The organism is Streptomyces viridifaciens (genome assembly GCF_001888885.2).
Lineage (GTDB): Bacteria > Actinomycetota > Actinomycetes > Streptomycetales > Streptomycetaceae > Kitasatospora > Kitasatospora aureofaciens.
In genome coordinates this window covers 1,458,683-1,482,453 of the sequence record NZ_CP090840.1, presented here as the reverse complement: position 1 = coordinate 1,482,453, position 23,771 = coordinate 1,458,683, and the positions used below count along the sequence as shown (strand labels likewise).

Here is a 23,771-nt window from a genome sequence, read left to right as displayed (position 1 = left end):
ACGGCGCGCCGGCCGCAAAGGCCGCCGTCGTCCGTGCGCCAGCCGTCGCAGTGAGCCTCGTCCGTGCGGTGACCACGTCGGCCCACCCGTCCTCGGCAGCGCCGGTGACTTCCGTGGATGACCTCGGCCGGGCGCCTCCCGTAGGGGGCGCTGACTGCCCTCACACCGTCGGTGCGTACCGCCCCAGCAGCAGCCCAGAGCGCCGAAGTATCGGACTCGCCGTTCGGCGGTCCGGGGAGATCGGTGCGGCACTACGCCGGGCCACCGCACCGGCCGGCGTGCTGAGGAACCTTCGGAATGCGTGACTGGTTTGGTGGTCAGGCACTCGATCCCGGCGGGGCGTTCGGTCGCCGTCCAGGCCACCAGGTCGGCCAGCGGGTGGCCGGCCCGCACGGCGACCTCCACCGTGCTCCCTTCGGCCCTGTGGGCGGCGATGCCTTGTGTGTCCTTGCCACGCCTCGGGCCCGCACCCAAGCCAGCCGCCGGGCCCGAGCCCCACGTCGTGCGCCCGGCCCACCACGTCCACCGGGGTGGGCCGGGCGCACGACGTCCGCCGAGGTCAGACGGCCGCAGGCGGTTCGTCCTTCGCGCGGACGGCCCTGATGAGCCGGAGCGCGAGCAGCGGCAGCACCACCGCGAACCCGCCGGCCGCCAGCATGCCGATCGGACCCTCCCAGTAGCTGATGACGCTCGGCAGAGTGAAGGTCAGCAGCAGAGGCAGTGCGCCGACGACCATCCCGGCAGGCCACAGCCGACGCCGGTTTGCCACCAGCAGGAGGAGGGCGGCCAGCAGGAGCTGGAGCGGGCGCCAACTCGGGTCCCAGACCAGCGGAGTGTGCAGATAGTCCGGGCCGAGCAGCAGCAGCCAGGACAGCATCGCACCCGCGACCGCCATCGGCAGCGTCCGGCGGGGGCGGCCACTGAGCAGGTCCGGCGGTGCCATCAGCAGCAGAGCCAGCCACAGCAGCGGCCCGCTCGCCCACCCCACGAGGGCGAACAGGGAACCGGAGAGGAGACTGTCCACCGCCTCCACCAGGCCGAGGGCCACGGCCGCCGCGCCGATCCAGCGCGCCGCGCCCCACCGCCCGGCGACTGCCGCCAGCACCGCGAGCGCCCAGACGGCGATCAGGGCGAGTTGCCACGCATGCTCACCGCCGCTCTCCTGGCTGCTCGGCCAGGGTTGCAGCAGCCAGGAGAGGCTGAGCCGGAGTCCAAGACCGGCTCCCAGTGCGAACGGCACCGCCTGTGCGAGCACCTGCCCCGCCAAACCGCCGGAGGTCAGCCCCGTCCGCACGCGCAGGCCGTGCCCGGCTATGCCGGCGAGTTCGCGCAGGCGCAGCAGCCGTCCGCCGTCCCGCCTCACCAAGTCGTACACGGCGGTGATCTCCTCGCCGCGCTCGTGCCGGTACCACTCCGGGTACAGGCTCAGCGCGGCCCTCAACGAACGATCCGTCACGCGGTTGCCCCCCTCAGCCTCGGGCGGGCGGTGGACAGGCGGCGCTGCGCCTCGGCGACGACAACACGCAGACGCTCGGTCTCGGTGGCCAGCGCGGCCTGCCCGCCATCTGTGAGCGCGTACGTGCGCCGGGCGCGCCCGTCCACCACCTCGTCACCGATGACCTCGATCAGCCCCTGGCCTAGCAGGCGGTCGAGAGCGCCATAGAGGGTGCCGGTTCTCATCCTGACCCGGCCGTCGGAGATCGCGGCGATCTCCCGGAGAAGGGCATAGCCGTGCCTGGGGGCATCGGCCAGCGCGGTGAGCAGGAGCAGCGTGGGCTCCTGCATGGGTCGCTCTGTCATACGGCTACATATATCGGCGAACTGCATAAGCTGTCCATCAGGGGTGACTGCCCATCGAGCGGCGGCAGGTCTTCGACCTGCCCGAGATCCGCCTGCGGGTGACCGAGCACCGCATCGAGCACCGCCGCTGCGCCTGCGGGCAGGTCACCGGGGCATCCGCGCCGCAGGGCGCGGGCGCCCCGGCCCAGTACGGGCCGGGGCTGAAGAGCCTGGCCGTCTACCTGCTCACCCGGCAGCACCTGCCCTACCAGCGGTGCGGCGAACTGCTCGCCGACGTTCTCGGCGCGGACGTGGCCACCGCGACCCTGCTCGGGTGGGCCGGGCAGGCCGCCGAGGCGGTCGCCCCGCACACCGAGGCCGTGCGCCGCCAGTTGACCGACTGCGAGGTGGTCGGCTTCGATGAGACCGGCACCCGGATCGCAGGGCGTACCTGCTGGGTGCACACCGCCTGCACGAAGTCGCTGACGCTGTACCTGCTCCACGCCAAGCGCGGGATGGAGGCGTTCGAGGCGATGGGCGTGCTGCCGCACTTCGGCGGGATCGCGGTCCACGACGGCTGGAAGCCGTACAAGACGTACGCCGGCGCGGTCCATGCCCTGTGCAACGCGCACCACCTGTGCCTGACCACCAAACCAGTCACCGGAATGCTTGGACGCCTCCTGGCGCATGCAAGCCGCCGCACCCGCCGACGCCTCTGAGGCGGCGCCGACGGATGGATCCAGATCCTCCAGGGGGTGCCCATCACGAGCCGCACGTCACCCGCCGCCTGAAGCACGGCGAGCGCCGGCTGCACGTTCCCCCGGGAGGGATGGGCGGCCCGCCGGTTGGATACAGAAAAGTAATCCAGAGCCGAAAATCGGTGGCAAGCCTTGCGATCGACTTTCACCCGATCGGCGGAGTGTCCGGCCGAATCGCGCGATACGGAGAATGGCCGGTCGCGGAACAACCGAACCGCCACCGGTCAGCGGAGGCGGAGTTGCTGGCCGCGGAATTGCATGCGGATTCCCCACACCACGGAAGGCGCTCGCGCCGGACGGCAGCGGCGGAGCCTTCCCCCCGGAAACGAGCACGCCGGCGCCCTGGGAGTGGTCGGCTGGTTCCGGATCCGGTCGACCCGAGCTGGCGAAGCGTCCGCATCGGCATCCTCGGACGGCCTGACGCGCCGATTCCCCTTTACCGGGAGGAATCCTCCCGGTAAAGGGGGATCAGCAGCTCCGCTCACCGAAATAGGCCGCGGGCGGGTTCGTTCACGTCGCTCCTGCGACCGGCGGCCTAGACCGGTCCGGCGACACCCTGGGCTGCGGGCGGCGACGCCGAGAACGGCCGGATGCGTTCCGGTCCGGCAGGACCGCCCGCGTCGTGTGACGAGTTCGATCCGAGGCCTCCGCGGCCTGGTGCGCCGGCACCGGCCGCGGTCCGTTCTCTCCCGGTTCGCCGGAACCAGGTGGCAGCGGTGCCGGGACGGGACCCGCCCGGGCGCGACGACGTTCCCGCCCGGGCCGACCAGGTAGTGCCCAGGGAGGTGCCGGTGATGGTCACCGCGGTGCCACCGGAGGTCAGGCCCGGGTGAACGCGGCCACGGTGGATGCGTCCACGGAGGCGTGGGTGAAGCCGTTGTGGTCCCGTCGGCGATGGTCACGCGCACACCAACCGATCCAAGCGCCGTGCCCGCGGGCACGGCGACGGTGATGACACCACTGTGCGGCGTCAACCCCTGCTGACGCCCGAGCACATCGACACGGGTGTAGGAGCGAGCGGGGGGCGCACGCCAGGCTCGCGCATCGGCATATGCCCCAGTGCACTTCGATGAGCGTCCTGTCGGCCGCACGCTCAGCGGATGACCCGGGCTCGTGCGCGCGGGCCGGTCGGGCTTCACGCAAGGCGGCCGACTGGAACCAGTCCGCCTCAGGAAACAAGGGAAGACCGCGAGCGCTCAACGCCGGCACAGGTCTACGCCAGTCCATCACCAGCGCGCACTTGAAGAAGTCATAAAAGTACAAAACAGTGGGGATCAGGCCACTGTTTGGCTGATCCGCGTCTGCGGCTTGACACGGCATTCGCGGACCTATGCCAATTGACAGCCATTCGATTCGCTCACTCAAATTGCACAGCGCTCTACAGTTGCTTGCAAAAACCTTTCTTCTCCGCTCGTGGCGTTTCGTGTATATTTCCTGGCTTCCAGCGAGGCCTCTGAGGAGAGCCATGTCGAACTGATAGGAGTGGAATGCTGACCGGAGAGGAATACATCAACATTTGTGCCCTGCGCTCGCGCGGATTGTCCATCGCCGCCATCGCTCGTATCCTCGGCCGTGACCGCAAGACCGTGAGTTCCTATCTGTGCGGGAAGCGCACGGTCGGAGTCCGCAGCTCCGACCGGGACGAGTTCAGACGGTTCGTCCCCTACTGCCGTCAGCGGCTCCAGGACGACGCCCACTTCCAGGCCTCGGCGCTGTACGCGGAAATCGTCGATCTCGGCTACACCGGTGGCTACTCGACCTTCACCCGTGCCCTGCGCACCCATCAGCTGCGTCCTCGCTGCCCGCTGTGCCAACGGCCTCCCCGCGGCCGCCCCGTCCGGCAGGACGACGCGGAGGAGGTGCGGTTCCGCTGGTTCGTCTTCTCCGGAGCCCCGGCGGACTGGGGCAGCACTCAGGCCTGCATCCTGGTGGGACGCCTGATCCACTCCCAGCGCTGGAGCGCCGCACTGGCGGAACAGATCGATCCCGGCCACCTGGCCGACTCCGTCGACCGGATCCTGCGCCAGTTCGGCGGAACCGGCTGGCGCTGGCGCTTCGACCGGACACCGGCGGTCCACTGCCAGGACGATGGCGAACTGGCCACAGCACTGGGCAAGGTCGCGAAGCACTACGGTGTCGTCGCGGAGCTCGTCCCGCCCGGGCGGGACGCCGACGACGACGTCATCGGGCGAGCGCTCGCCCATTGGTGGCAGACCATCCACGCGGACACCGGCCTGCTGGAGGCCCAGGAAAGCCTGGAGCGACTGACCAGACTCATGGAGACTCGCCGGGCCTCGGCACGGGGCGGGTGCACGGCGCCCGCTGCGGCGGTCCTGCTCGACCTCCCCCATGACCCGTATCCCGCCAGGATCAGCGTCACTCGTACCGTTTCGGCCGGCAGCATGGTGTCCTACCGCGGCAACCTCTACGCCGTTCCCCGGCATCTGCACGGTCACACCGTGCAGGTGCGCCGAAGGGTCGGCGATCCCCTTCTGACGATCGCGACCCCGCGCGGAAGAGTGATCGTCCAGCATTCCCTGGCGCCCGACGGTGCCGGCCTGTCGGTCATCGGCCACCGGCACGGGATCAGCCTCGAACGCCCGCTCCCGGTGCCGAGACCGGCCTGCCACAGCAAGATGTACAGTCCACCGTCCGCCGAAGCGCTCGCGGCGGCCCAAGCACTCCGACAGGACGACCGTCAGGAGGACGGATCAGCGTCCGGTCAGCAGGCTGGCGGGTCGCCGGAAGGCCCCGCCCGCGGCGAGCTGCGGCCGGGTATTCCGACCGGATCGGACGGAAACGGCCGGAGCCACTGGTTCCACCCGGCGGCTCAGCCGCTTCCCAGTGAGCCGCCGTCCCCGTCGCGAAACACCGTCACGCCGACAAGCTTCCGGACTGCACACCGTGAATCCAGCGGGACTCCCCGACGGGGACAGCACCGGTCGGAGGGTGATCCGCTCCGGTGCCGGGCAGGGGCGACTCCATTGCAAATGACCGCGGTTCAGGCCCCCGGGACGAGCACGGCCGAACCCATACCGGGGTGAGAGTCCGCCGGCCACCGATCGGAGCCGGGTGGCGTCGTCGACCCACGATAGGCGACAGGCGGGACGCGCGATGGAAGTTCCCGCATTCGAACGCCGTCCGCCCCAGCCGTCTGTCGGTCAGTGAGTCCCGACATCATCCCGACCGAGGTCTCCGGGGGACTGCCAGGGGCGTCAATCCGTCGGCCGAGGCCCCCCTGCGCCTGCCTCAGGAGGAGCCCGTCACAGCTAGTGCTGTGACCGCATAGGTCCACCGGGTTGGCGCTGGTGGGCCCTCGGCCGGTTGGATGTCGTCAAACGTTCAGCTCGGAGGGGTGGAATGGCAGAGCCGGTCAGGGTACGTAGGCTCACGGACCGAGAGGGCCAGCAGTTACAGCGGATCGTGCGGCGGGGCAGTACGAACACCGCGCGCTACCGGCGGGCGATGATGCTGCTGGCCTCGGCCGGCGGCAACCGGGTGCCGGTGATCGCCCAGCTTGTCCAAGCGGATGAGGACACGGTGCGGGACGTGATCCACCGGTTCAACGAGATCGGCTTGGCCTGCTTGCACCCTCGGTGGGCGGGAGGCCGTCCCCGCCTGCTCAGCCCTGACGACGAGGACTTCGTCATCAAGACGGCCACCACCCGCCCGGCCAAGCTCGGGCACCCTTTCACCTGCTGGTCGATTCGCAAGCTGCTCACCTATCCTTCGGCGGGTCCACGGCCGGGTGATCCGCATCGGCCGCGAGGCCCTGCGCTGCCTGCTTGCCCGACGAGGCGTCACCTTCTAGCGCACCAAGACGTGGAAGGAGTCCCCCGACCCCGAGTACGACGCCAAGCTCGACCGGATCGAGCACGTCCTGGAACACTTCCCTGACCGCACGTTCGCCTTCGACGAGTTCGGACCGCTCGGCATCCGCCCCACCGCCGGCAGCTGCTGGGCCAAGCAGGGCCGACCGGACCGGCTCCCGGCGACCTACCACCGCACCCACGGCCTCACCTACTTCCACGGCTGCTACGCCATCGGCGACGACACTCTCTGGGGATCAACCGGCGCCGCAAAGGCACCACGAACACCCTGGCCGCGCTGAAGTCGATCCGGGCCGCCCGCCCCGACGGCGCCCCCGTCTACGTGATCCTGGACAACCTCTCCGCCCACAATGGCAAGAAGATCCTCCGCTGGGCGAAGAACAACAACGTCCACCTCTGCTTCACACCCACAAACGCATCCTGGGCCAACCCGATCGAGGCGCACTTCGGACCACTGCGTCAGTTCACCGTCGCGAACTCCAACCACCCGAACCACCCGTCCCAGACGCGAGCCCTCCACGCCTACCTGCGCTGGCGCAACGCCAACGCCCGCCATCCCGACGTCCTGGCCGCCCAACGCCGCGAACGAGCGCGCATCCGCAGCGAGAAAGGCCTGCGCTGGGGAGGCCGACCGCTCACCGAAGCAGCCTGACCCGCCCCGGCACCCAGGAGACCCGCGATGGCAGTAGAGATCGTCTACGAGACGCACGCCACCACCACCGACAACGAGGCGGGCATCGCCACCGGCTGGCTCCCCGGCCGGCTCTCGGAACTCGGCCGCCTCCAGGCCGCGGAACTCGGAGAACGCCGACGCGCCGGCGGCTTTGCCGCGGTGTTCACCTCCGACCTCCACCGAGCCGTGGAGACAGCCCGGATCGCGTTCCCCAACGGCAGGCCCCCGATCCACCAGGACATCCGGCTGCGCGAGTGCAACTACGGGGACCTCAACGGAACCCCTGTGTCCCGCATTGCCGCCCAACGGGCTCGCCGCATCGACGAACCCTTCCCCGGCGGTCAGAGCTACCGCCAGGTCCTCGCGGCCACCGACGTGTTCCTCCACGACCTGGCCACGCGCTGGGACGGCGGCCGAATCCTGGTGATCGCTCACTCGGCCAACCGATGGGCCCTGGACTGCTTGCTCACCGGCGCCTCAATGAAAGAGCTCGTCGAGGCCCCACCCGCCTGGCGCCCGGGCTGGCACTACGTGCTTCCCGCTGGCTGGACCCCATCGACCCGGTGAACCCTCCCGGTCACAGCACTATTGCTGCCGCAACACGTCCTTGTGCACGACGCTGTCAACGAACATGACATTCTCACTCAGTCCAGTGAGCAGATCGAGGAGGGCGGCCAGCGGCTGGTACTCCACACGGACGGCCGGGCGCTCACCACACGCCTTCAAGTGCTCCCACATCGCGTGGAAGTAGTCTTCCAGTTCGAAACGCGCGTCGAACTGCGCGCTGAGTCCTTCGGGATCGAGCCGACGCAAGGCGTCACGGTCGAGCTGGGCCACCGCGTCGACGATGCTCTGAACGACCTCACGGCTCACGGCTCGCGAGCTGGACATGAATTCTCCTAACGATGTTCGCAGTGGAAGACCGAGGCTCGACGCTCCACGCGCCGCCCCGCCTGGTCGGAACTCAGGGCGACCGCCCTGTGGCCGCCGATGGTGGGGCGCTCGTGAGCCGCCTCCCACTCGACGAGTCGCCCTCGAGGAGGCCGGGACCCGCTGGGTTGCCGGCCGACACGGCGTAGCCCCGGCCTCGGGAGGTCCTTCCCCGATCACGGCCCTCAGGCAGCAGCCGGTCCGCCGTCCGGCTCCACCACCCGGCGTGCTCCGCCGGAGCGGTCGAACGCAATCGGACGGCCTCGGAGGCCACGAGCACGCGGCACCACCGAGTACGGATCAGAACGTTCTCGGCCGTGACCTCCCGTAGCCCGCCCCGTGATCTGTGCGGTGGTCAGTGGACTCTCCTCCTCGGTGAACCGCGGGGCCGGGCAGCGCGGTGTCCGCCCGCGTACCCGTGGCGGCCTGCAAACCGTCTCGTTTCCGGCGGATGAGCCGATGCCCGTTCCCGGTGCGCACGCCGAGCCGTCCCTGGATTCGGAGCGCCCGCGGCCGTTGCCCCGGACGGGCAGGAGACTCCCCGTGGTGCATGTGCTCTCCCCCGCTCGTGGCGCCGCTCCGGCCCGGGGAGGCGCCATCCTCCGTCCGGCTCCCACCAGGGGTTTACGAGCAGTCGGGCGAACGGACGCCGGACCGGCAAAGCCGATCGGGAATAGGTTATCCACGGAGGAGCGATCCGCTCCAAAAAAGGGGGCGCGTTCACGTAATGCAGCACCTAGTGTGACGGTAGGGATAGTTCAGTAACCAGCGGCCGATGACGGGCCGGACTTGCCTTTCTTCATTCACCGAGGACGGGGCGGCATCGCGACTGGGGAATTTTCCGGTCGGGGACGGGTGAAGCGCTCACGGGATTCCTCCGAGCATTGACCGGAAACAGCCGTTCTGATCGTGCAGGTCACGCCTGGAAGAGCAGGCCGGCCCGGCTACGCGGCGAAGCCCGACCGGGCATCCTCTCCGACCGGCGTTGACCAGGCGGCGGAGGCCGCGAGTCGTCCGGGAGCACGGGGCAGCCGGCGCTCTCGGCCCGCCGGCGCGTCGGCCGGGCGGTCCGGTTCGGCGGAGACCGGCCATGGAGCACGCGGGAACGGGTGTCGCGCCCGCAGAATGTGCGGAGGGCGAGCTCGGGGGTCGCCACAAGCGGGGTAGCCGTCGGCCGGTGCGCGTCAAAGTCGCACCGGCCGACGGATCCGATTCCTCGCCGGGGCACCCACCACCGCAACCCGCCTCTGCAGTGGTCCGGGCAGACTCGGAATTGCCGTCGGCGGAGCGGCTGCTTGCCCGGGTGAGGAGGGTGACCCACCCGGTCTGATGTATCCAGTTATCCGTCGAGCCGGAATTTCCGCAATGCCCTGGTCGGACGATTCACCCGCACAGCCCAGTGGGCCGGGAAAAAGCAAACCGTTTTGCAGATCGGAACGGAAACCCCTTGTGGCCAGGCACTTTGCATGTGCGGGGGCTCATCGCTCGGAAAACCTGCCCGCGCATTCAGTGGTGCCTCCAGGTGTTCGCAGCCCACCGCTCCCCGGCCTCGGAGGGGGAGCAGGAGAAGTGGTCTTGTCGGCCGGAGCGCGGTCACCGCAGTGGAGCGGCTGGACGGATGGAGACCGAGGAGCGGTGTCCGGCAGCGCGGTCCGGAGACTTCGGGCCGACGTGAACCGGCCGAATCGTGGAGCGCTTACCAACCGCGGAAGCGGTGCGCGGGGGCTTTGACGGATCCGGCGAGACGGTGACGCAATGCCAGGAGGTGGAGGTCGGCCCCGGGCTTCGGGCGCTCCGTCGCCTCGGAGATTCCATCTGGCTCGCGTCGGGTCGGTCACGTCTCTAGCGGTCTCGGACGGCCTTCGACGACTGGTGGTCGCGTGGGCCTCGGCAGAGTGCAGCGGGCTCGTTGCCCGTGACACGCCCCGGAAGGCACCCGCGCCGGGCGGGCATCCGGCGATGACCGCGGCGTACTGTCCGGCGCTCTGCTGTCTCCGGCCCGCTGATACGTGCTCGCACCCGGGAGCCGGATCCCGGCTGGCTCCGGACACCGGTCGCGTCCCATGGGGGCGTCCGCCCGGCTCCGGCCGTGCCGTCCCGAACACGGTGGTCCCGCCTGCATCGGGCTCTCGGAGGTCCCTGCGCGGTGCGAGACCCTGGGCGGCTATGGTCTCCGGCGTGTGCTCGCACGGCTCGGTTGTGCTTCGGTCCGCCCGGTCTGCGGGCCCTTGGCCGGCGTCCTCCCGAGGGAGGGGTGTGGCTGCGCCCTGCCGGGGCGGACCGGTCGGGGTGGTGCGGTCCACGGGCGAAGCGTCGCCGAGCCGGGCGCGGGCCCGTTCCCGTTCGAACCGGCGAGCGGCGAGGCGTCGGCGAAGGAGCGTTCCTTCCGACACGTCGCCCTCTGCTTCTGACCGTTCGCAGCGCCCAGCTGCGGTGGGTGCGAGTTGCGCCGGTCGGGCATCTTCGGCAGGCGCGACGTCCGACCGGCTGGCGGACGACTCCCACTGGTCCTGAAGCCGGCGGCACGCGGCAGCGGCAGCAGCGGGACCGCAGGACCAGCAGGTGCTCGGATCCCCGGTGTCGCGGACGATCAGCGGGCCACGGCACAGTGCGCACTCCGGAGCCCGGACCGGCCTGGCCCCCGTGACCGTTTCGCTTGCCCGGTCGACGACCCTGATGAGCCACGGGAGCGGGGAGATCACGGAGGACCACGGCTCGGCGCCGACTGGTTCCCTACGGCGCGCGAACTCCCATGCGGACTCGAGGGCGCGGAGGATCACCTCACCGTGGGCTTCTGGGGAGGTGCCGTAGTCTGCGAACGTTGCGACGATGTGCCAGGCGAACACCTCGAGTTGTCGCCCGGTCAGCCGCTCGGCCAGCTGACTCGGCAGTCGGCTGAGAGCCGACGACGCGGCGCGTCGTCCCCATCGTCTCTGCTCGTCGGTCAGCAACCGGATCGCCTCACGGTCCGCTCGCCATCCGCCGCGCCCCGCCGTACCCGCCATCTCCGACATGGCTGCCGCCGCTCGGCCTCGCGTGCGCGCGTTGGGCGGTTCGTTGGACAACCAACCGCCAGCGACCGCCGGCTTGTTCAGCAAGTCGTGTTGGAAGGATCGTGTTTCTGCCACCGAATCGGGGGTGGTCGATGTCACCGGACCGGGGAGACCCGTTGTGACCGAACCGGCGGCTCCCGGCCAGACGTCGAACGAGGCGCCGCGACGGGGAGCCGGTGCTGTACCGGAGACCTCGCCGCTGTCGGCTGCGGCGCCGGGGACGGCTCGGAGTGCGGGAACATCTCCGTTCGGCGGGGACCCGGGCTGCCCGTCCGGGACTCGCACGGGCACGGGCACGGGGTGGACGACGTACCTGAAAACCCTTCTCTCGCCGGGACCTCTGCTTACCCAGCCCTGGGCCAGGAGTTCCGCCACCGCGTCGCGGGCCGTTCCCTCCTTGATCCGGCACTCGCGCGCAATTCGCCCGACAGGAGTCGGTTCAGGAAAGTGCTGCCGCAGGGAGAGGAAGGCGTAGACCTTGAACCGGGTACCGGCCAGATGGGTCCGGGCGTACGAGCTGATGCACACGGCCAGCTCACCGTCGGCCAGGGGACGGACACGTCGGTTCATGGTCCGGGTGGCCGGATTGCGGGAGGTGCGGACCAGATTCTTGGCCTTCGCCTTGGCGATCAGCCGGTTGACGCCGCCCCGCGACAGCCCCAGCTGACGCCCGATTGTCCCGTCGGCGGCGAAGCATGACCCCGACTTCCAGCCGTAGTCCTGCACCAGCGTCACGACCCGGATCAGATCACCCGTCAAGTCCCTGTCACCGAGCCACGCTGCCGGGAATCGGGTGGCGGGCATGCTGGACCGTCCGGTAGCAGGCACTCCCGGGGCGCACCCGGAGTCCCGGACCGTTTCCGGGAGCATGGTGGCCGTGCCCGCCCGGCTCAAGGGGCACCTCCGGAGGCATGATGCCCGATCGTTCGTCGGTCCGGTCCGACCGGCCGACCGTGAGTGCCCGGATCGGCCGAGCGGCGAGGCGCCACCCGTTTCGACGTCGGGGCGGTACTGTTCCCCGCCAGTCCCGGTTGAGCAGTGGTCACTCGTGTCTCACAGCTCGGGAGAGACGGCTGTCGCCTTCGTCCATTCAGGACTCGGCGGCCCGATCCCGGGCGGACACGGCGGCGGCCCACCACATGGGCAGGGGCGAGCTGGCAGATTCGGTGATGCAAAATGGCGTTGCCTACTTACGACGCGTGAGGAGGCCGCAGCTCGACAGGACACCGATTCTTCGCAGGATCCCGAGTGTTCCGTCGAGTCGAGGCAGCAGTGGATTCCGTCGTCGGCTCAGATATGTGCTCGGCGGCGACGGGACAGGGTGTTGAGACCCCGAGGCCTGTGCTTAGCTCGGTGAGGTCCGGTGGTGCGGACTGAGCCCTTTCCTTCTCGCTAGGTCATGTCACACCTCCCCGCCAGGGGGCGTGGTAAAAGAGGGTCGAGCGAACTCCGGAAAAGCGAACACGAGCGGCTGTTTTCGTCTGACGGTTCACATCCGGGGCTCGAGTGATCTGGAGCAGCGACGCAGCAACGACTGCGCCGCATAGCCGCCCGGACTCAGACGAGTCCGGACGGCTGCTTCATCACCGAGCCGAGTTTGCACTCGGAGTACTCCTTCCATCACGGAACGTATCTGAATCCTTGCAATCCTTGTCCGCTCCCAAGGTTCCTGCGTCCGCGCAAAGGCAGGAGCCCGGTCACGCCGTCCGGGCGTCCTGCAGAAGCCCGGACAGGAAGTTCCGAGCGGCCCGACCGCCCTGGCTTGGCGGACTTCCGCCGGACACCCGGCACCCGTCGTCCCAGGACCACGGAGCTGCCGGAATGCCACCACCGGTCAGCTACGCGCCGACGCAGGAAACCGGGCGGTTGATCGGATACGCGGCGTAGCAGCGCCGGCCGCCTCAGCGGCCACACCGACGGTCATGATGCGGCATCGGGCGCTCCCCTCACCAGCCACCCGGATGGAAACGCGCAACTGGTGCTTCTCATGCAACCTGAGCTTCCGTTGATCGGATGACCGCGCGCCCCATAGCAACAACGGCTGCCCCGCCATCATCCGGGACCGGCCACGGTCGGCAGCCGCCGCAGCGGCCACACCGCTGGGGAGAATCGCAGAGCATCCGGCAGGAACCGCAGCCGTCCCGCCGGGGCGCAGGGGAAAACCAGCGAGCGGTGATGGTCGCGCCCGCTTAGACCGCTCCTGTCCCAGGCCCGCCGAATGACCACCGCACGTTCGGCCCGACGAGTTCTGCATCCCGGGTAAAAATGCTGAGCACGGGCGGCCTGGCATATTTCAGGACACCCGGATGCCGTACGTTTCCCGGCGATTGACTCATCGTTCTCGGGGCATGAATCAATCGACCGAGTCGCCTCTTCCATTGCCCCTGGAGCCAGACAGGATCTGCAATGTCGGCGATGACTGGCTATTCGTCCCGGACCGGATCAATGTCATGGGTGATGCAGAAAGTGGGTATCTCGCGAAGAACGGCGAGCGCGTGGTGCTGAGACATTGCTCACGCAATCTGGCCGAACTCATCCGCATTCTGCGTCAGCTCGAGTTTGAATTCTCGGTCCGGATGCCCCGTTCAGAGGAATAGCCGCCTGCCCAGGGCGCCGCCGGCCGCGATACACGATGACGCACACAGGAGGGCCGCTTTGTACGAGTCGACGGACACCACTTTCGTCCCTCGCTACGCCTCGGGATTCGCTCCGAATGACGAGGTCATACACAACCATCCCCTCTGGCCCCCCGTCGGCCAGTCGTCTCCGGAGGTGCCCTATCCGGTCGTGGACGGGTGGACCGACGCAAGCGTGCAGTCGCGCACCGTCGGAGTGGAAGCCCTCATGCAGGAGATCGGTCTGCCGGCCGCGGGCTTCCATCCCCAGGTGATCGACGACCGTCCGGAGCACCGCTCACGGACAGCACGCCCCGCAGGCCGCCGAGCCGACGTCATGGGATCTCTGCTCGGATTCCTGACTGCGGCGGTCGTCACCGTGGCGTGCATCCTCGGATGGGCGATCTCCTACCACCCTCTGCAGAACGTGGCCCTTTCCCGGCTGCCCAGAAACCTGTCCCAGTACTGGCCGGTCGTCATCTACGGGCCGTGGATGGCTGCCTCTCTCTCCGTCCTGCGTGCCGCGCTGGGAGGTCGCAAGGTCGCGAACTCCTGGACGATCATCCTGGTGTTCGCCGGTATCGCCAGTGCCCTGTGCATCGTCGACACACCCAGCACGATGCCTGAGGCCGTGGTCGCGGGCCTTCCGCCGGTGACCGCCGTGGTGTGCCTGCAACAAATGGTGCGCCAACTGCTGGCGGCCAGGCAGGTGTCCCAGGATGATGTCCGACAGACCCCCTCACACCGGGCATCGCGATAGAACGCGGACGGTGCGGGACCACGGCCAACGGGGGGACAACCGGATCTCCGATTGAGGGCGGCGTCCGTCGAGGAGGGAACCGCAACATCGGATCGTGGCATCCCGGAAACACAACGGCTCCGCTGACCCGGTCTTCCGCATACCCAGGTCCACCTCCTCGCCGCCATGACGGGGGCGGCCAGGTCATCGCCCAGCGCGAGGTCGGCTCCGAGACCAACGGAATCACCGTCTTCAAACCCTTGCTCGCACCGCTCGAACTCGCCGGAACCGTGGTCACCTTCGACGCGCTGCACTCGCAGACCGAGCACGCCCGCTTCCTGGTCGAGGCCGAGCAGGCCCACTACATCGCCGCGATCAAGGGCAACCACCCCGCCCTTCAGCAGGAACCGAAGGGCTGCCGTGGCAGCATGTGCCGCTGCAGGGCAGATCCCGCGCCACCGCGCACGGCCGCGACGAGGTCCACCGGATCAAGACCTGCTCCGTCGCGCGCGGCCTCGGCTTCCCTCACGCCGTCCAGGTCGTGCGCCGCCGCCGGACCGTCACCACCGGCAAGGTCACCCTCGAGCGCGTCTACGGCGCGACTGGTTCCTACCTCACCAGGCCGCCCCGCGGATCTCGCCTCATGGGTGCGCGGCCATTGGGGCATCGAAAACAAGATCCACCACGTGCGCGACACCACCTACACCGAGGCTCCCGCGTGCGCCCCGGTACCGAGCCCCGGACAATGGCCAGCCTGCGCGACCTCGCGCTCGTTGCCCTCCGGCACTTCGGCCACGACAACATCGCGGCCGGCCTCCGCCATCACGCCCGCCGACCCCCGCCGCCCACTCGCCACCTTTGGCATCACGTGATCGAACCGGCCCGCTCGAACGACGCCGCCCTGGTGCACCGGGCTGCCTAATACTCCAGCTGTAGATCTTGATCACGGCTGTTGGGCGGCCTGTCGCCGGTAGTGGCTGGTGCGGGCGCGGGCTTGGTGCCGTCGCCGCCAGTCTGACCAGCGGAGTCTGTGCGCCAGGTTGCGGATGGGCGGGGTGATGAATGCTGCGAAGAGGCGTCGAATCTCGCTGCATGTCAGCGGGACGAATCCTGGCGGTCTCGTGGCGGCCTGCTCGATGGCGGCCGTGACCGCGAGGAAGGCATGGGCGAGCATGGCCAGGGTGGTCCAGCGGTGCCAGGAGGTCCAGCGACGGACCTGGTGTTCGTCCAGTCCGGCCAGGCCCTTGGCGGCCTGGAACGTCTCCTCCACAGTCCAGCGGCGCCCGGCTACCTTGACCAGCGTGGTCAGCGGGACCGGGTGGGCCGAGTAGCAGCGGTAGAAGGCACCGGTGCGTCGGTTGCGTCGGATGAGCAGCCACCAGTGGCCGCCGCTGTCCTGCGGGCTGTCGATGTCGACCTGGGCCCAGTCGTAGAAGCGGTGGCCCTTGGCTCCTGCTCCCGCGGACAGCCGCTGCCAGGCGTTCTTCGGCAGACCGTGGGCCAGTACGCCAGCCCGGAAGACGCCTGCGCAGGTGGTGATCGGCCGCTTGCGCGAGACAGCCAGAACGTAACCGATCTGACGCCTCTCCAGCTCGGCGCTCAGGTGCGGGTCACCGCCGTAGACCTCGTCGCCGGTGACCCAAGCGGCCGGCACGTCGGCATCCAGAGCCTGGGCGATCATCTCGGTCGCCAGGGCGGGCTTGGTCGCGAACCCCAGACCCTCGGGAACGCCTGCCGCCCGGCACCGGTCCGGGTCCTGCGTCCAGGAGCGCGGAATGTAGAGACGCCGGTCGATGGCGGCGTGCCCGGCTGGGGAGGAGTAGACGAGGTAGACCGCCACCTGGGAATTCTCGATCCGGCCGGCGGTGCCGGTGTACTGGCGTTGCACTCCGACGCTCGCGGTGCCCTTCTTCAGGTCGCCGGTCTCGTCCACCACCAGCACGGCGCCCTCGTCGGCGAGGTGGTCGACCACGAAGTCCCGTATGTCGTCGCGGACGTGGTCGGCGTCCCAGGATGCACGACTGAGCAGGTGCTGCATGCCGGCCGGACTGGCGTCACCGGCGTGCTCGGCGATCGTCCAGCAGTTCTTCCTCGGCAGGTCCGCGAGCAGGCCTAGGACGAACGCCCGCGCCCGGCGGCGCGGCTCCACGCGGGCGAACCGGCCCGCAACCCTGGCCATCAGGCCCTCGAATACCGACTGCCACCGGGCAGGGTCTACGCTGGCGCCCACGGCCACCCGCTGATCTTCGTCTGTCCACACAACTGATGATGATCAACGGTGGCCGTCTCGGTCTGCGGGCCGGCCTCAACCCAGCAAGTGTCCTGTGACAGCGAAGGCCGTGCCCAGGTCACCGAGGGTCGACTGGCGATCGACCCCTGGCCTGCCGGGCCGGGTGCGGTGCCAACACCGGGCTACGTGTTGATCTGCCACCATCGGTCCGCCTCAGCGCGAGCCAGCTCAGCGTCGTACTCGGCGGCGTCGAAGTGAAGCTCCAGCGGCCGTGTTGTCTCCAGGTGCGGGATTTCCCAGTCCGACCACTGCACGATGCCCCCGAACCGCTGCACGACCACGGACAGGAAGCCGCAGCAGCCGCCCGTGCACTCGGGTTCTCCCAGCTCCACGCGTCGCGGCTCGCCGGTCGCACGCAGGGGACTGAGGCCATCGGCAGGCAGAACATCGGCCGCGTACGGGCCACGGCCTCCCTCGCCGACCGCGGACCCCACGACGTCCTCGCTGTTGACCCAGAACCGCACCTGGGCAGCGAACCGGCGTCCAGGCGGCAGCACCCTGATCTCAAGCTGATCGAACATCAGACCACCCTACGGGCAGCGCCGACACCGACTTGCACCGCCTCTTGCCAACGCAACCTCACTCCAACCTCGCTCACACGCTCAGGTGTGCGGCCGTAGGACAGAAAGATCAAGATCTACAGCTGGAGTACTAACGCGCCGGCCGGACGATGTCATCGGCGATACCACCCACGGGCCCGACCGTGCCGATCGAACGGAACCAGCCCCACAACTCGACCGCGTGGTAGAGCCGGTAGAGTTCGAGCCGCTCGACGGCGTCGGCGGGAAGCGGCCCGTAGCCTTCAAACAGCGCGCTGCATTCCGGCTCACCGCGGCCGAGGGAGTAGTAGTCGGTCTTGGCCAGGTCGATCAGCGGGTCTGCGGCGATCGCGTTCTCGACGTCAATCACGCCGCTCACCTCCCAGCCGTCCGGACGCCGTGCCACGAGCACGTTGCCCGCACGCAGGTCGAAGCGTCGCCCTCGAAGCCGGGCGGGGCGCTCGGACCGGTAGGCTCCCGTTCAGCGAGCAGTGTCAACCCCTGAAGCGCGCCACGTCCGTGGTGCTCTACCAGTACCCGTCTTCTTCCCGAGCGACGGGCGGGGATCCAGGGCACGATGCAGTTGCGTGTCGTCTCCAGGCCGCCGGCACCCCTGACCAGGCCCATCGTTGCAGTTGCACCAATCGAGTGAACCTTCCCCCATTCGAGTGGTCTCACCCTTATAGGTGACTACGGTAAGCATGCTGTGCACTGCAGGGCGTAGCCGAACGCGGGGTCGCCTGATCACCGACTCCGAAGCCATCCACGATTCGAAAGGAAACCAGACCGATGCTCCTGAACCTGCTCGCCAACATCGTCGCCATCCTCGGCTGGCTGATCTAGCAGTCGTCGATCCACCGGCGGCGAGCCGGCCCCGGCTGAGTGACGGGGCCGGACTTGCCAGATGCCCTGCCGCGGACCACTGCCGGACGTTGGTGACACATGGGGTCTCGGTCGACCACGCGCCGAACTCCGCTGGCATATGCCGCCGTTGCCCTCCGGTCTTGAACCCCGGATCACGCCCTCGAACTGCTGCCGCAGCCGCTCCGGGTATGGGCCCGTGCTCGCCGACCGGCAGGTACGGCTCAATGAACTCCCGTTCCGTGTCAGTCAGTTGCAATCGCGTCACGCGACATGATTTCCCCGATCAGACCTCGCTGTGAGGGCGGACCCCACAGATTGATCACACTCCGATACCCGCCCTAATCCGTCCTCCTGACGGTCGTCCTGTCGGAGTGCTTGGGCCGCCGCGAGCGCTTCGGCGGACGGTGGACTGTACATCTTGCTGTGGCAGGCCGGTCTCGGCACCGGGAGCGGGCGTTCGAGGCTGATCCCGTGCCGGTGGCCGATGACCGTCAGGCCGGCACCGTCGGGCGCCAGGGAATGCTGGACGATCACTCTTCCGCGCGGGGTCGCGATCGTCAGAAGGGGATCGCCGACCCTTCGGCGCACCTGCACGGTGTGACCGTGCAGATGCCGGGGAACGGCGTAGAGGTTGCCGCGGTAGGACACCATGCTGCCGGCCGAAACGGTACGAGTGACGCTGATCCTGGCGGGATACGGGTCATGGGGGAGGTCGAGCAGGACCGCCGCAGCGGGCGCCGTGCACCCGCCCCGTGCCGAGGCCCGGCGAGTCTCCATGAGTCTGGTCAGTCGCTCCAGGCTTTCCTGGGCCTCCAGCAGGCCGGTGTCCGCGTGGATGGTCTGCCACCAATGGGCGAGCGCTCGCCCGATGACGTCGTCGTCGGCGTCCCGCCCGGGCGGGACGAGCTCCGCGACGACACCGTAGTGCTTCGCGACCTTGCCCAGTGCTGTGGCCAGTTCGCCATCGTCCTGGCAGTGGACCGCCGGTGTCCGGTCGAAGCGCCAGCGCCAGCCGGTTCCGCCGAACTGGCGCAGGATCCGGTCGACGGAGTCGGCCAGGTGGCCGGGATCGATCTGTTCCGCCAGTGCGGCGCTCCAGCGCTGGGAGTGGATCAGGCGTCCCACCAGGATGCAGGCCTGAGTGCTGCCCCAGTCCGCCGGGGCTCCGGAGAAGACGAACCAGCGGAACCGCACCTCCTCCGCGTCGTCCTGCCGGACGGGGCGGCCGCGGGGAGGCCGTTGGCACAGCGGGCAGCGAGGACGCAGCTGATGGGTGCGCAGGGCACGGGTGAAGGTCGAGTAGCCACCGGTGTAGCCGAGATCGACGATTTCCGCGTACAGCGCCGAGGCCTGGAAGTGGGCGTCGTCCTGGAGCCGTTGACGGCAGTAGGGGACGAACCGTCTGAACTCGTCCCGGTCGGAGCTGCGGACTCCGACCGTGCGCTTCCCGCACAGATAGGAACTCACGGTCTTGCGGTCACGGCCGAGGATACGAGCGATGGCGGCGATGGACAATCCGCGCGAGCGCAGGGCACAAATGTTGATGTATTCCTCTCCGGTCAGCATTCCACTCCTATCAGTTCGACATGGCTCTCCTCAGAGGCCTCGCTGGAAGCCAGGAAATATACACGAAACGCCACGAGCGGAGAAGAAAGGTTTTTGCAAGCAACTGTAGAGCACTGTGCAATTTCAGTGAGCGAATAACCCGGCAGTCAATTAGCAAAGACCTCGGGCATGCGATGTCAAGTCAGATGCGAAGATCGGCCCAACAATGGCCAGATCCCGGCCGTTGAGCGCTTAACAATTTTCGCAAAGCTTGCTACGCAGAGGGACTGGCATAGACCTTTGCGGGAGCGATTACTCGCGGTTCTGCCCGGAATTCCAGGCCAAACATGCGTCTGGCCGCCCGTCGCGCAAATGTGCTCAGCGTGCCTGGGTTCACCTGGGCACAGATCCCTGGACGGTCGCCTGCCGGTGCCGCCGCTCAACGGGTGACGCTGGCATATGCCGGTGTGCGTGCTCATCCGCGCGCCCCCCGTCTGCTCCCATGCTCGACGCCAACCAGGCCGGTGTCAGCGACGGTTGACACTTCGCAGGGTTCCGCGCCGCACATCAGAAGCGCACGCGGCTGCCAGGGAGCCGCCCTGCGGACGGGCCCCACCGGTGTCGCCAGGAGGAGCGCGCCCCGCGGTCCTGCGTGCTGCGCGTCGGCCGCGTACTGCTCGACCACACTCCCGTGCAGCCGTACCGGGGCGAGGTCAGCAATCTGCGGGCGCGGCCGACGGCTTCGGCGGGGAGACCCTACCGATCGCCACAGACGGGCCGCGCTCCCCGGCAGCACATGTCGCCAATCGGGTGATTTGGTGTCTCTACTTGCGTGCCTGTCATCTCAATGGATTACTAGGAACGTCCAATCCGGTGGGTCGCCCATCCTCTCCCGGGGAGTGAGGCGTCGGCCTGCCGTATGGCCGGTCACTACCGGTGGCGCCGTGGGCTCTCCTGGCAGAGGCGTGAACGATCCGCCCGCCACCGCGACCGGCGACAGTCATCCAGGGCCGTCTCCCCCTCACGCCCGGAGTAGCCCGGCCACATACATAGACCGGCCCGCCAGCGCCCGGTTCACCGCCTCGGCCACGTCCGTTTCGTCCTCGCCGGGGCCTGGTCCGAACCGCAATGCGCGTGGCCTGTGACTTTTTCCTGGGCACGCACGGTGCGCGGTTCACCTCACCCGTTCAAGGAGGCAGTCGTGTCCATCTCCAACCAGGCATCGACCAGCGGCGGACAGACCGTCGTCATCACCGGCACCAACCTCGGTGGGGCCACGGCCGTGCACTTCGGCTCCAATCTGGCCACCATCACCGCCAACACGGCCACCTCGGTCACCCCCACCACACCCTCCGGCAGCGGGGTGGCCCAGGTGACCGTGACCACCCCGGGCGGCACCAGCAACCCGCTGAACTTCTACTACGTCGGCGCGCCGTTCAAGGCCGCGCTCAGCGCCACCTCCGGGCCGCTGGCGGGCGGCAACGTCGTCACCATCACGGGTACGGGCCTGTCGACCGCCACCGCCGTGCACTTCGGGGCCAACACCGCCACACCGACCGTCGTCAGCGACAGCGCCATCACCGTCGCCGTGCCCGCGGGCGCGGCGGTCGGATCCGTCGGAGTGAGTGTGAGCACCGCGGGCGGAACCAACAACGGCTTCACCTACACCTACGTGGACGTGCCCACTGTGACCGCTTTCGCTCCCACCTCGGGGCCGGCCTCCGGCGGCACCGCGGTGACCATCACCGGCACCTCCCTGAGCAGCACCGAGTCGGTCACCTTCGGTGGCCGGTCGGCCCCGTTCGTCGTCATCAACGACACCACCATCGCCGCCGTCGCACCGCCCACCGCCGACGGGGCCGGCGGCCCCGCCGACATCACGGTCACCAACGCGGCCGGAAGCGCGACCGCTGCGACCCCGTTCCAGTACCTCTCGAGCCCGGGGATCTGAGGCGGAAGACAGGCATTGACCCCCGGCCCCGTGGCCAAAGAGGCCGTCTGCCCGGGCGGGACCGTCCTCGGTCCCGCCCGGGCAGAGCCCGTCCCACCGCACCCGGTACCGGTTCCTCGGCCAGCCCCGGAAGAACGGGGTGCTTTCCTGATCACACGGCAGGACCGGCGCGAATCGCAGGGCGTGACCTCCGCCGCGTCCCGGAAGCGATCCGGTACGTCGAGCACACCAGCGGGCGCTCCAGGCGCCACCTCCCGCGCGACCTGGCTCCATGGGGACCGCCGACAGATACTCCGCCCGGCAGAAGGACGGGGGCGTTCGCCCAAGCTCAACGGCCCTTTGAGTCGCGTGGCACGAGAACGGCCGTGATCCCGAGCCGGGCGCCAGTGCGCTGGATTCCCCGAGCGTCAGGACGAGCCGTGCCGTGCCGGTAAAGGAGACCGGGGACGGGGGACACGCATTCGGCTGGTGCCCGATGGAATGCCGGATGACGTTCCCGGCACGCCCGGCCATGACGAAGCCCTGTCATCCGCGCCGCGATCGACCGGAGACCGCGCACGGCGTTCACGGCTACGGCGTGCCGGACGACGCCACCCGCGTCGGGATTCCGGCCGTGGGACCGGGCGTTAGAACTTTCGTCGGTGACCGGCCCTTATGAGCGGCTGTCGCTGACCGTGCCGACGTGCAGAGGTGAACTCACTTGAAGCGCCGTCAGGAAGTGCTTCGCGCACTCCGGCGCTGTTCCGACTCTGTCCGCTCCTCTTCCGGTCCGCCCGCAGGAGACCCCACGATAGGGGAAAGAGGATGAGGGAAGAAGCAGATCGACCAGCGAGGATGAGGAGGGCCGGGCGGCCGCCTCGCCTCCGCCCGCAGAGCGTCCCACGGTACGGCCGATCCGAGCCCCGCTCCCGGACGGTTCGGGGAGGGCGGCGAACCCCGTCGCCGGGCACGCCCAGGTGCAGCGGGTCGCCGTGATCCAGACCCGCGCACGCGAGGCCGTCGGCTTCAGTCCACACCGGCAGGCGACGGCACCGCGGGACTTTACGGCGGCAGCGACACCGTCGGTGCTCCGGGCCGGCCGGTGGACCGGCTTCCGGTGGTTGCGGCTTGGATGGGACCGAGCAGCCGTCCTGGGTCGGCGTCCGCAGCGGGGGCGCGACTCCAGAGATTCACTTCCACGAGAGCGGAGACGGCGGCCGCTCGGGCGTCGATCGTGCCCGGCCTCCGAGCTCCGGCCGGAGGCTTCGCGCGGTGCGTCCGGGCTGGGATCGAGCAATTCCGAACGGCAGAGGGTGGGGAATTCCGTCCATCCGCGGCCGAGCCGTCTCTTGGCCGCGGACACGGAAGTCGCGATCTCTGCCGGGTGAGGAACAAGCACGCAAATCCGGCACGGGCAGGTCTGATTCCTCAGCCGCGACGCTATGGCGCAGGCCGTTTTCCGGATTGCGAGATCGTCGGACACTGCGCCAAGCGGGTGAATGCGGGCCAAAAGGCTTGTCACCGATTTCACCGCTCTGGATTACTTTTCTGTATCCAACCGGCGGGCCGCCCATCCCTCCCGGGGGAACGTGCAGCCGGCGCCCGCCGTGCTTCAGGCGGCGGTGGTGTCCGGCTCGATGGGCACCCCGTGGAGGATCTGGATCCATCTGCCCGCGCCGCCTCAGCGGTGCCGGCACATGCGGCGGCTTACATACGCCAGGAGGCGTCATGCAAGCAATCCAAAGGTTCCGAAGGATACTGGATGCGGCGACCGGATGGTCTGCCGACCCCTCTTCCTCGTACCGTCGAACGACGACGTCAGCGCTGTGGAGCTGGGGGCTTCTGTTGGGGTGGTACTTACACACGGTGGTGGCAGGAAGTCAGCCCGCGCGCGAGCTGTCGACGACGGAACGCATGACCCCAGCCCCCCACGGCCAGGTTTTCGAGCGGGACTCCAGCAGGATGCGCTCGGCCGACCCCGTCCTTGGACGGCGCAGGCGGCGCCGAGGGCGGATCGGCCGAGAGCGGCGTTGCGGCCGCAAGGACAAGCCTCCTGACCACGGCGACCCGGGCACACGGCGGTGAACCCCTCCACGGTGGGCGAACAGGCCGTTCCGTGACGGCTCATGTGGCTCAACGGCACTGCAGGGCCACTTGTCATGGCGTCAGACACGTCGTAGCTCGACTGCCCACGAGTCGGACAACGAGCGCGCCGCTGAGCCAAGC

The 23,771-nt window shown here is 69.0% G+C and carries 14 protein-coding genes and 2 pseudogenes; 8 read left to right on the top strand and 8 right to left on the bottom strand.

Annotation, left to right across the window (positions count from 1 at the left end; all coding sequences use genetic code 11):
- Window positions 1–559: 559 nt before the first annotated feature.
- Both BOQ63_RS06280 and BOQ63_RS06275 read right to left on the bottom strand, forming a co-directional pair.
- Window positions 560–1,456: a hypothetical protein gene (locus BOQ63_RS06280; RefSeq protein WP_141763818.1), complete on the bottom strand. Its 897-nt coding sequence runs from the start codon at window positions 1,454–1,456 to the stop codon at window positions 560–562.
- A complete protein-coding gene (locus BOQ63_RS06275; protein ID WP_030558359.1) occupies window positions 1,453–1,800 on the bottom strand; it encodes a PadR family transcriptional regulator in 348 nt (115 codons plus the stop codon). The genes BOQ63_RS06280 and BOQ63_RS06275 overlap by 4 nt, the downstream gene beginning before the upstream one ends.
- Before the next feature lie 98 nt (window positions 1,801–1,898).
- On the opposite strand from BOQ63_RS06275, the gene BOQ63_RS06270 reads away from it, so the two are divergent.
- The 4 genes and pseudogenes from BOQ63_RS06270 (at window position 1,899) to BOQ63_RS06255 (ending at window position 7,607) form a co-directional block, all read left to right on the top strand.
- Window positions 1,899–2,498 (top strand): IS66 family transposase, encoded by a 600-nt coding sequence (locus BOQ63_RS06270; protein ID WP_050366295.1) that lies wholly within the window; start codon window positions 1,899–1,901, stop codon window positions 2,496–2,498.
- 1,526 nt (window positions 2,499–4,024) lie between these two features.
- On the top strand, window positions 4,025–5,581 hold the full coding sequence (locus BOQ63_RS06265; RefSeq protein ID WP_063737936.1) for a Mu transposase domain-containing protein: 1,557 nt from the start codon (window positions 4,025–4,027) through the stop codon (window positions 5,579–5,581).
- Between the two features lie 316 nt (window positions 5,582–5,897).
- Window positions 5,898–7,019, top strand: a pseudogene (locus BOQ63_RS06260) (IS630 family transposase).
- A gap of 27 nt (window positions 7,020–7,046) precedes the next feature.
- Window positions 7,047–7,607 (top strand): histidine phosphatase family protein, encoded by a 561-nt coding sequence (locus tag BOQ63_RS06255; protein WP_030558280.1) that lies wholly within the window; start codon window positions 7,047–7,049, stop codon window positions 7,605–7,607.
- 18 nt (window positions 7,608–7,625) lie between these two features.
- Here the strand turns inward: BOQ63_RS06255 and BOQ63_RS06250 are convergent, their stop codons facing one another.
- The gene (locus tag BOQ63_RS06250) at window positions 7,626–7,931 is read right to left on the bottom strand and encodes a hypothetical protein (RefSeq protein ID WP_030558279.1); all 306 of its coding nucleotides are present in this window, start codon (window positions 7,929–7,931) and stop codon (window positions 7,626–7,628) included.
- A 5,440-nt stretch (window positions 7,932–13,371) separates the two neighbouring features.
- On the opposite strand from BOQ63_RS06250, the gene BOQ63_RS06245 reads away from it, so the two are divergent.
- From BOQ63_RS06245 to BOQ63_RS06235, 3 genes are all read left to right on the top strand, one after another.
- Window positions 13,372–13,620: a hypothetical protein gene (locus BOQ63_RS06245; protein WP_143174646.1), complete on the top strand. Its 249-nt coding sequence runs from the start codon at window positions 13,372–13,374 to the stop codon at window positions 13,618–13,620.
- Window positions 13,621–13,834: 214 nt separating this feature from the next.
- A complete protein-coding gene (locus BOQ63_RS06240) occupies window positions 13,835–14,398 on the top strand; it encodes a DUF2637 domain-containing protein (RefSeq protein ID WP_143174645.1) in 564 nt (187 codons plus the stop codon).
- Entirely contained in the window at window positions 14,389–15,249 is an 861-nt protein-coding gene (locus BOQ63_RS06235) for a transposase (RefSeq protein ID WP_454130757.1), read from the top strand. The genes BOQ63_RS06240 and BOQ63_RS06235 overlap by 10 nt, the downstream gene beginning before the upstream one ends.
- A gap of 71 nt (window positions 15,250–15,320) precedes the next feature.
- On the opposite strand, the gene BOQ63_RS06230 is transcribed toward BOQ63_RS06235, so the two are convergent.
- The 5 genes and pseudogenes from BOQ63_RS06230 to BOQ63_RS06210 all read right to left on the bottom strand — a co-directional run bounded on the left by BOQ63_RS06230 (window position 15,321) and on the right by BOQ63_RS06210 (window position 19,636).
- The gene (locus tag BOQ63_RS06230; protein ID WP_078938714.1) at window positions 15,321–16,556 is read right to left on the bottom strand and encodes an IS701 family transposase; all 1,236 of its coding nucleotides are present in this window, start codon (window positions 16,554–16,556) and stop codon (window positions 15,321–15,323) included.
- Between the two features lie 233 nt (window positions 16,557–16,789).
- A complete protein-coding gene (locus tag BOQ63_RS06225) occupies window positions 16,790–17,188 on the bottom strand; it encodes a hypothetical protein (protein WP_043389906.1) in 399 nt (132 codons plus the stop codon).
- 130 nt (window positions 17,189–17,318) lie between these two features.
- A complete protein-coding gene (locus BOQ63_RS06220) occupies window positions 17,319–17,633 on the bottom strand; it encodes a phosphotransferase (protein WP_107488437.1) in 315 nt (104 codons plus the stop codon).
- Between the two features lie 480 nt (window positions 17,634–18,113).
- Window positions 18,114–18,335: pseudogene (locus BOQ63_RS06215) on the bottom strand (transposase); the annotation flags it as partial.
- A complete protein-coding gene (locus BOQ63_RS06210; RefSeq protein WP_150476321.1) occupies window positions 18,332–19,636 on the bottom strand; it encodes a Mu transposase domain-containing protein in 1,305 nt (434 codons plus the stop codon). The gene BOQ63_RS06210 and the pseudogene BOQ63_RS06215, both read right to left, overlap by 4 nt.
- Before the next feature lie 1,180 nt (window positions 19,637–20,816).
- Between BOQ63_RS06210 and BOQ63_RS06205 the strand changes: the two genes are divergently transcribed.
- Entirely contained in the window at window positions 20,817–21,566 is a 750-nt protein-coding gene (locus BOQ63_RS06205; RefSeq protein ID WP_072653634.1) for an IPT/TIG domain-containing protein, read from the top strand.
- Window positions 21,567–23,771 lie beyond the last annotated feature (2,205 nt).

Coding starts and splice junctions, on each gene's coding strand:
- BOQ63_RS06275 (WP_030558359.1), bottom strand. CDS start 1,800: ATGACAGAGCGACCCATGCAGGAGCCCACGCTGCTCCTGCTCACCGCG.
- BOQ63_RS06265 (WP_063737936.1), top strand. CDS start 4,025: ATGCTGACCGGAGAGGAATACATCAACATTTGTGCCCTGCGCTCGCGC.
- BOQ63_RS06255 (WP_030558280.1), top strand. CDS start 7,047: ATGGCAGTAGAGATCGTCTACGAGACGCACGCCACCACCACCGACAAC.
- BOQ63_RS06250 (WP_030558279.1), bottom strand. CDS start 7,931: ATGTCCAGCTCGCGAGCCGTGAGCCGTGAGGTCGTTCAGAGCATCGTC.
- BOQ63_RS06245 (WP_143174646.1), top strand. CDS start 13,372: ATGAATCAATCGACCGAGTCGCCTCTTCCATTGCCCCTGGAGCCAGAC.
- BOQ63_RS06230 (WP_078938714.1), bottom strand. CDS start 16,556: ATGGCCAGGGTTGCGGGCCGGTTCGCCCGCGTGGAGCCGCGCCGCCGG.
- BOQ63_RS06225 (WP_043389906.1), bottom strand. CDS start 17,188: ATGTTCGATCAGCTTGAGATCAGGGTGCTGCCGCCTGGACGCCGGTTC.
- BOQ63_RS06210 (WP_150476321.1), bottom strand. CDS start 19,636: ATGCTGACCGGAGAGGAATACATCAACATTTGTGCCCTGCGCTCGCGC.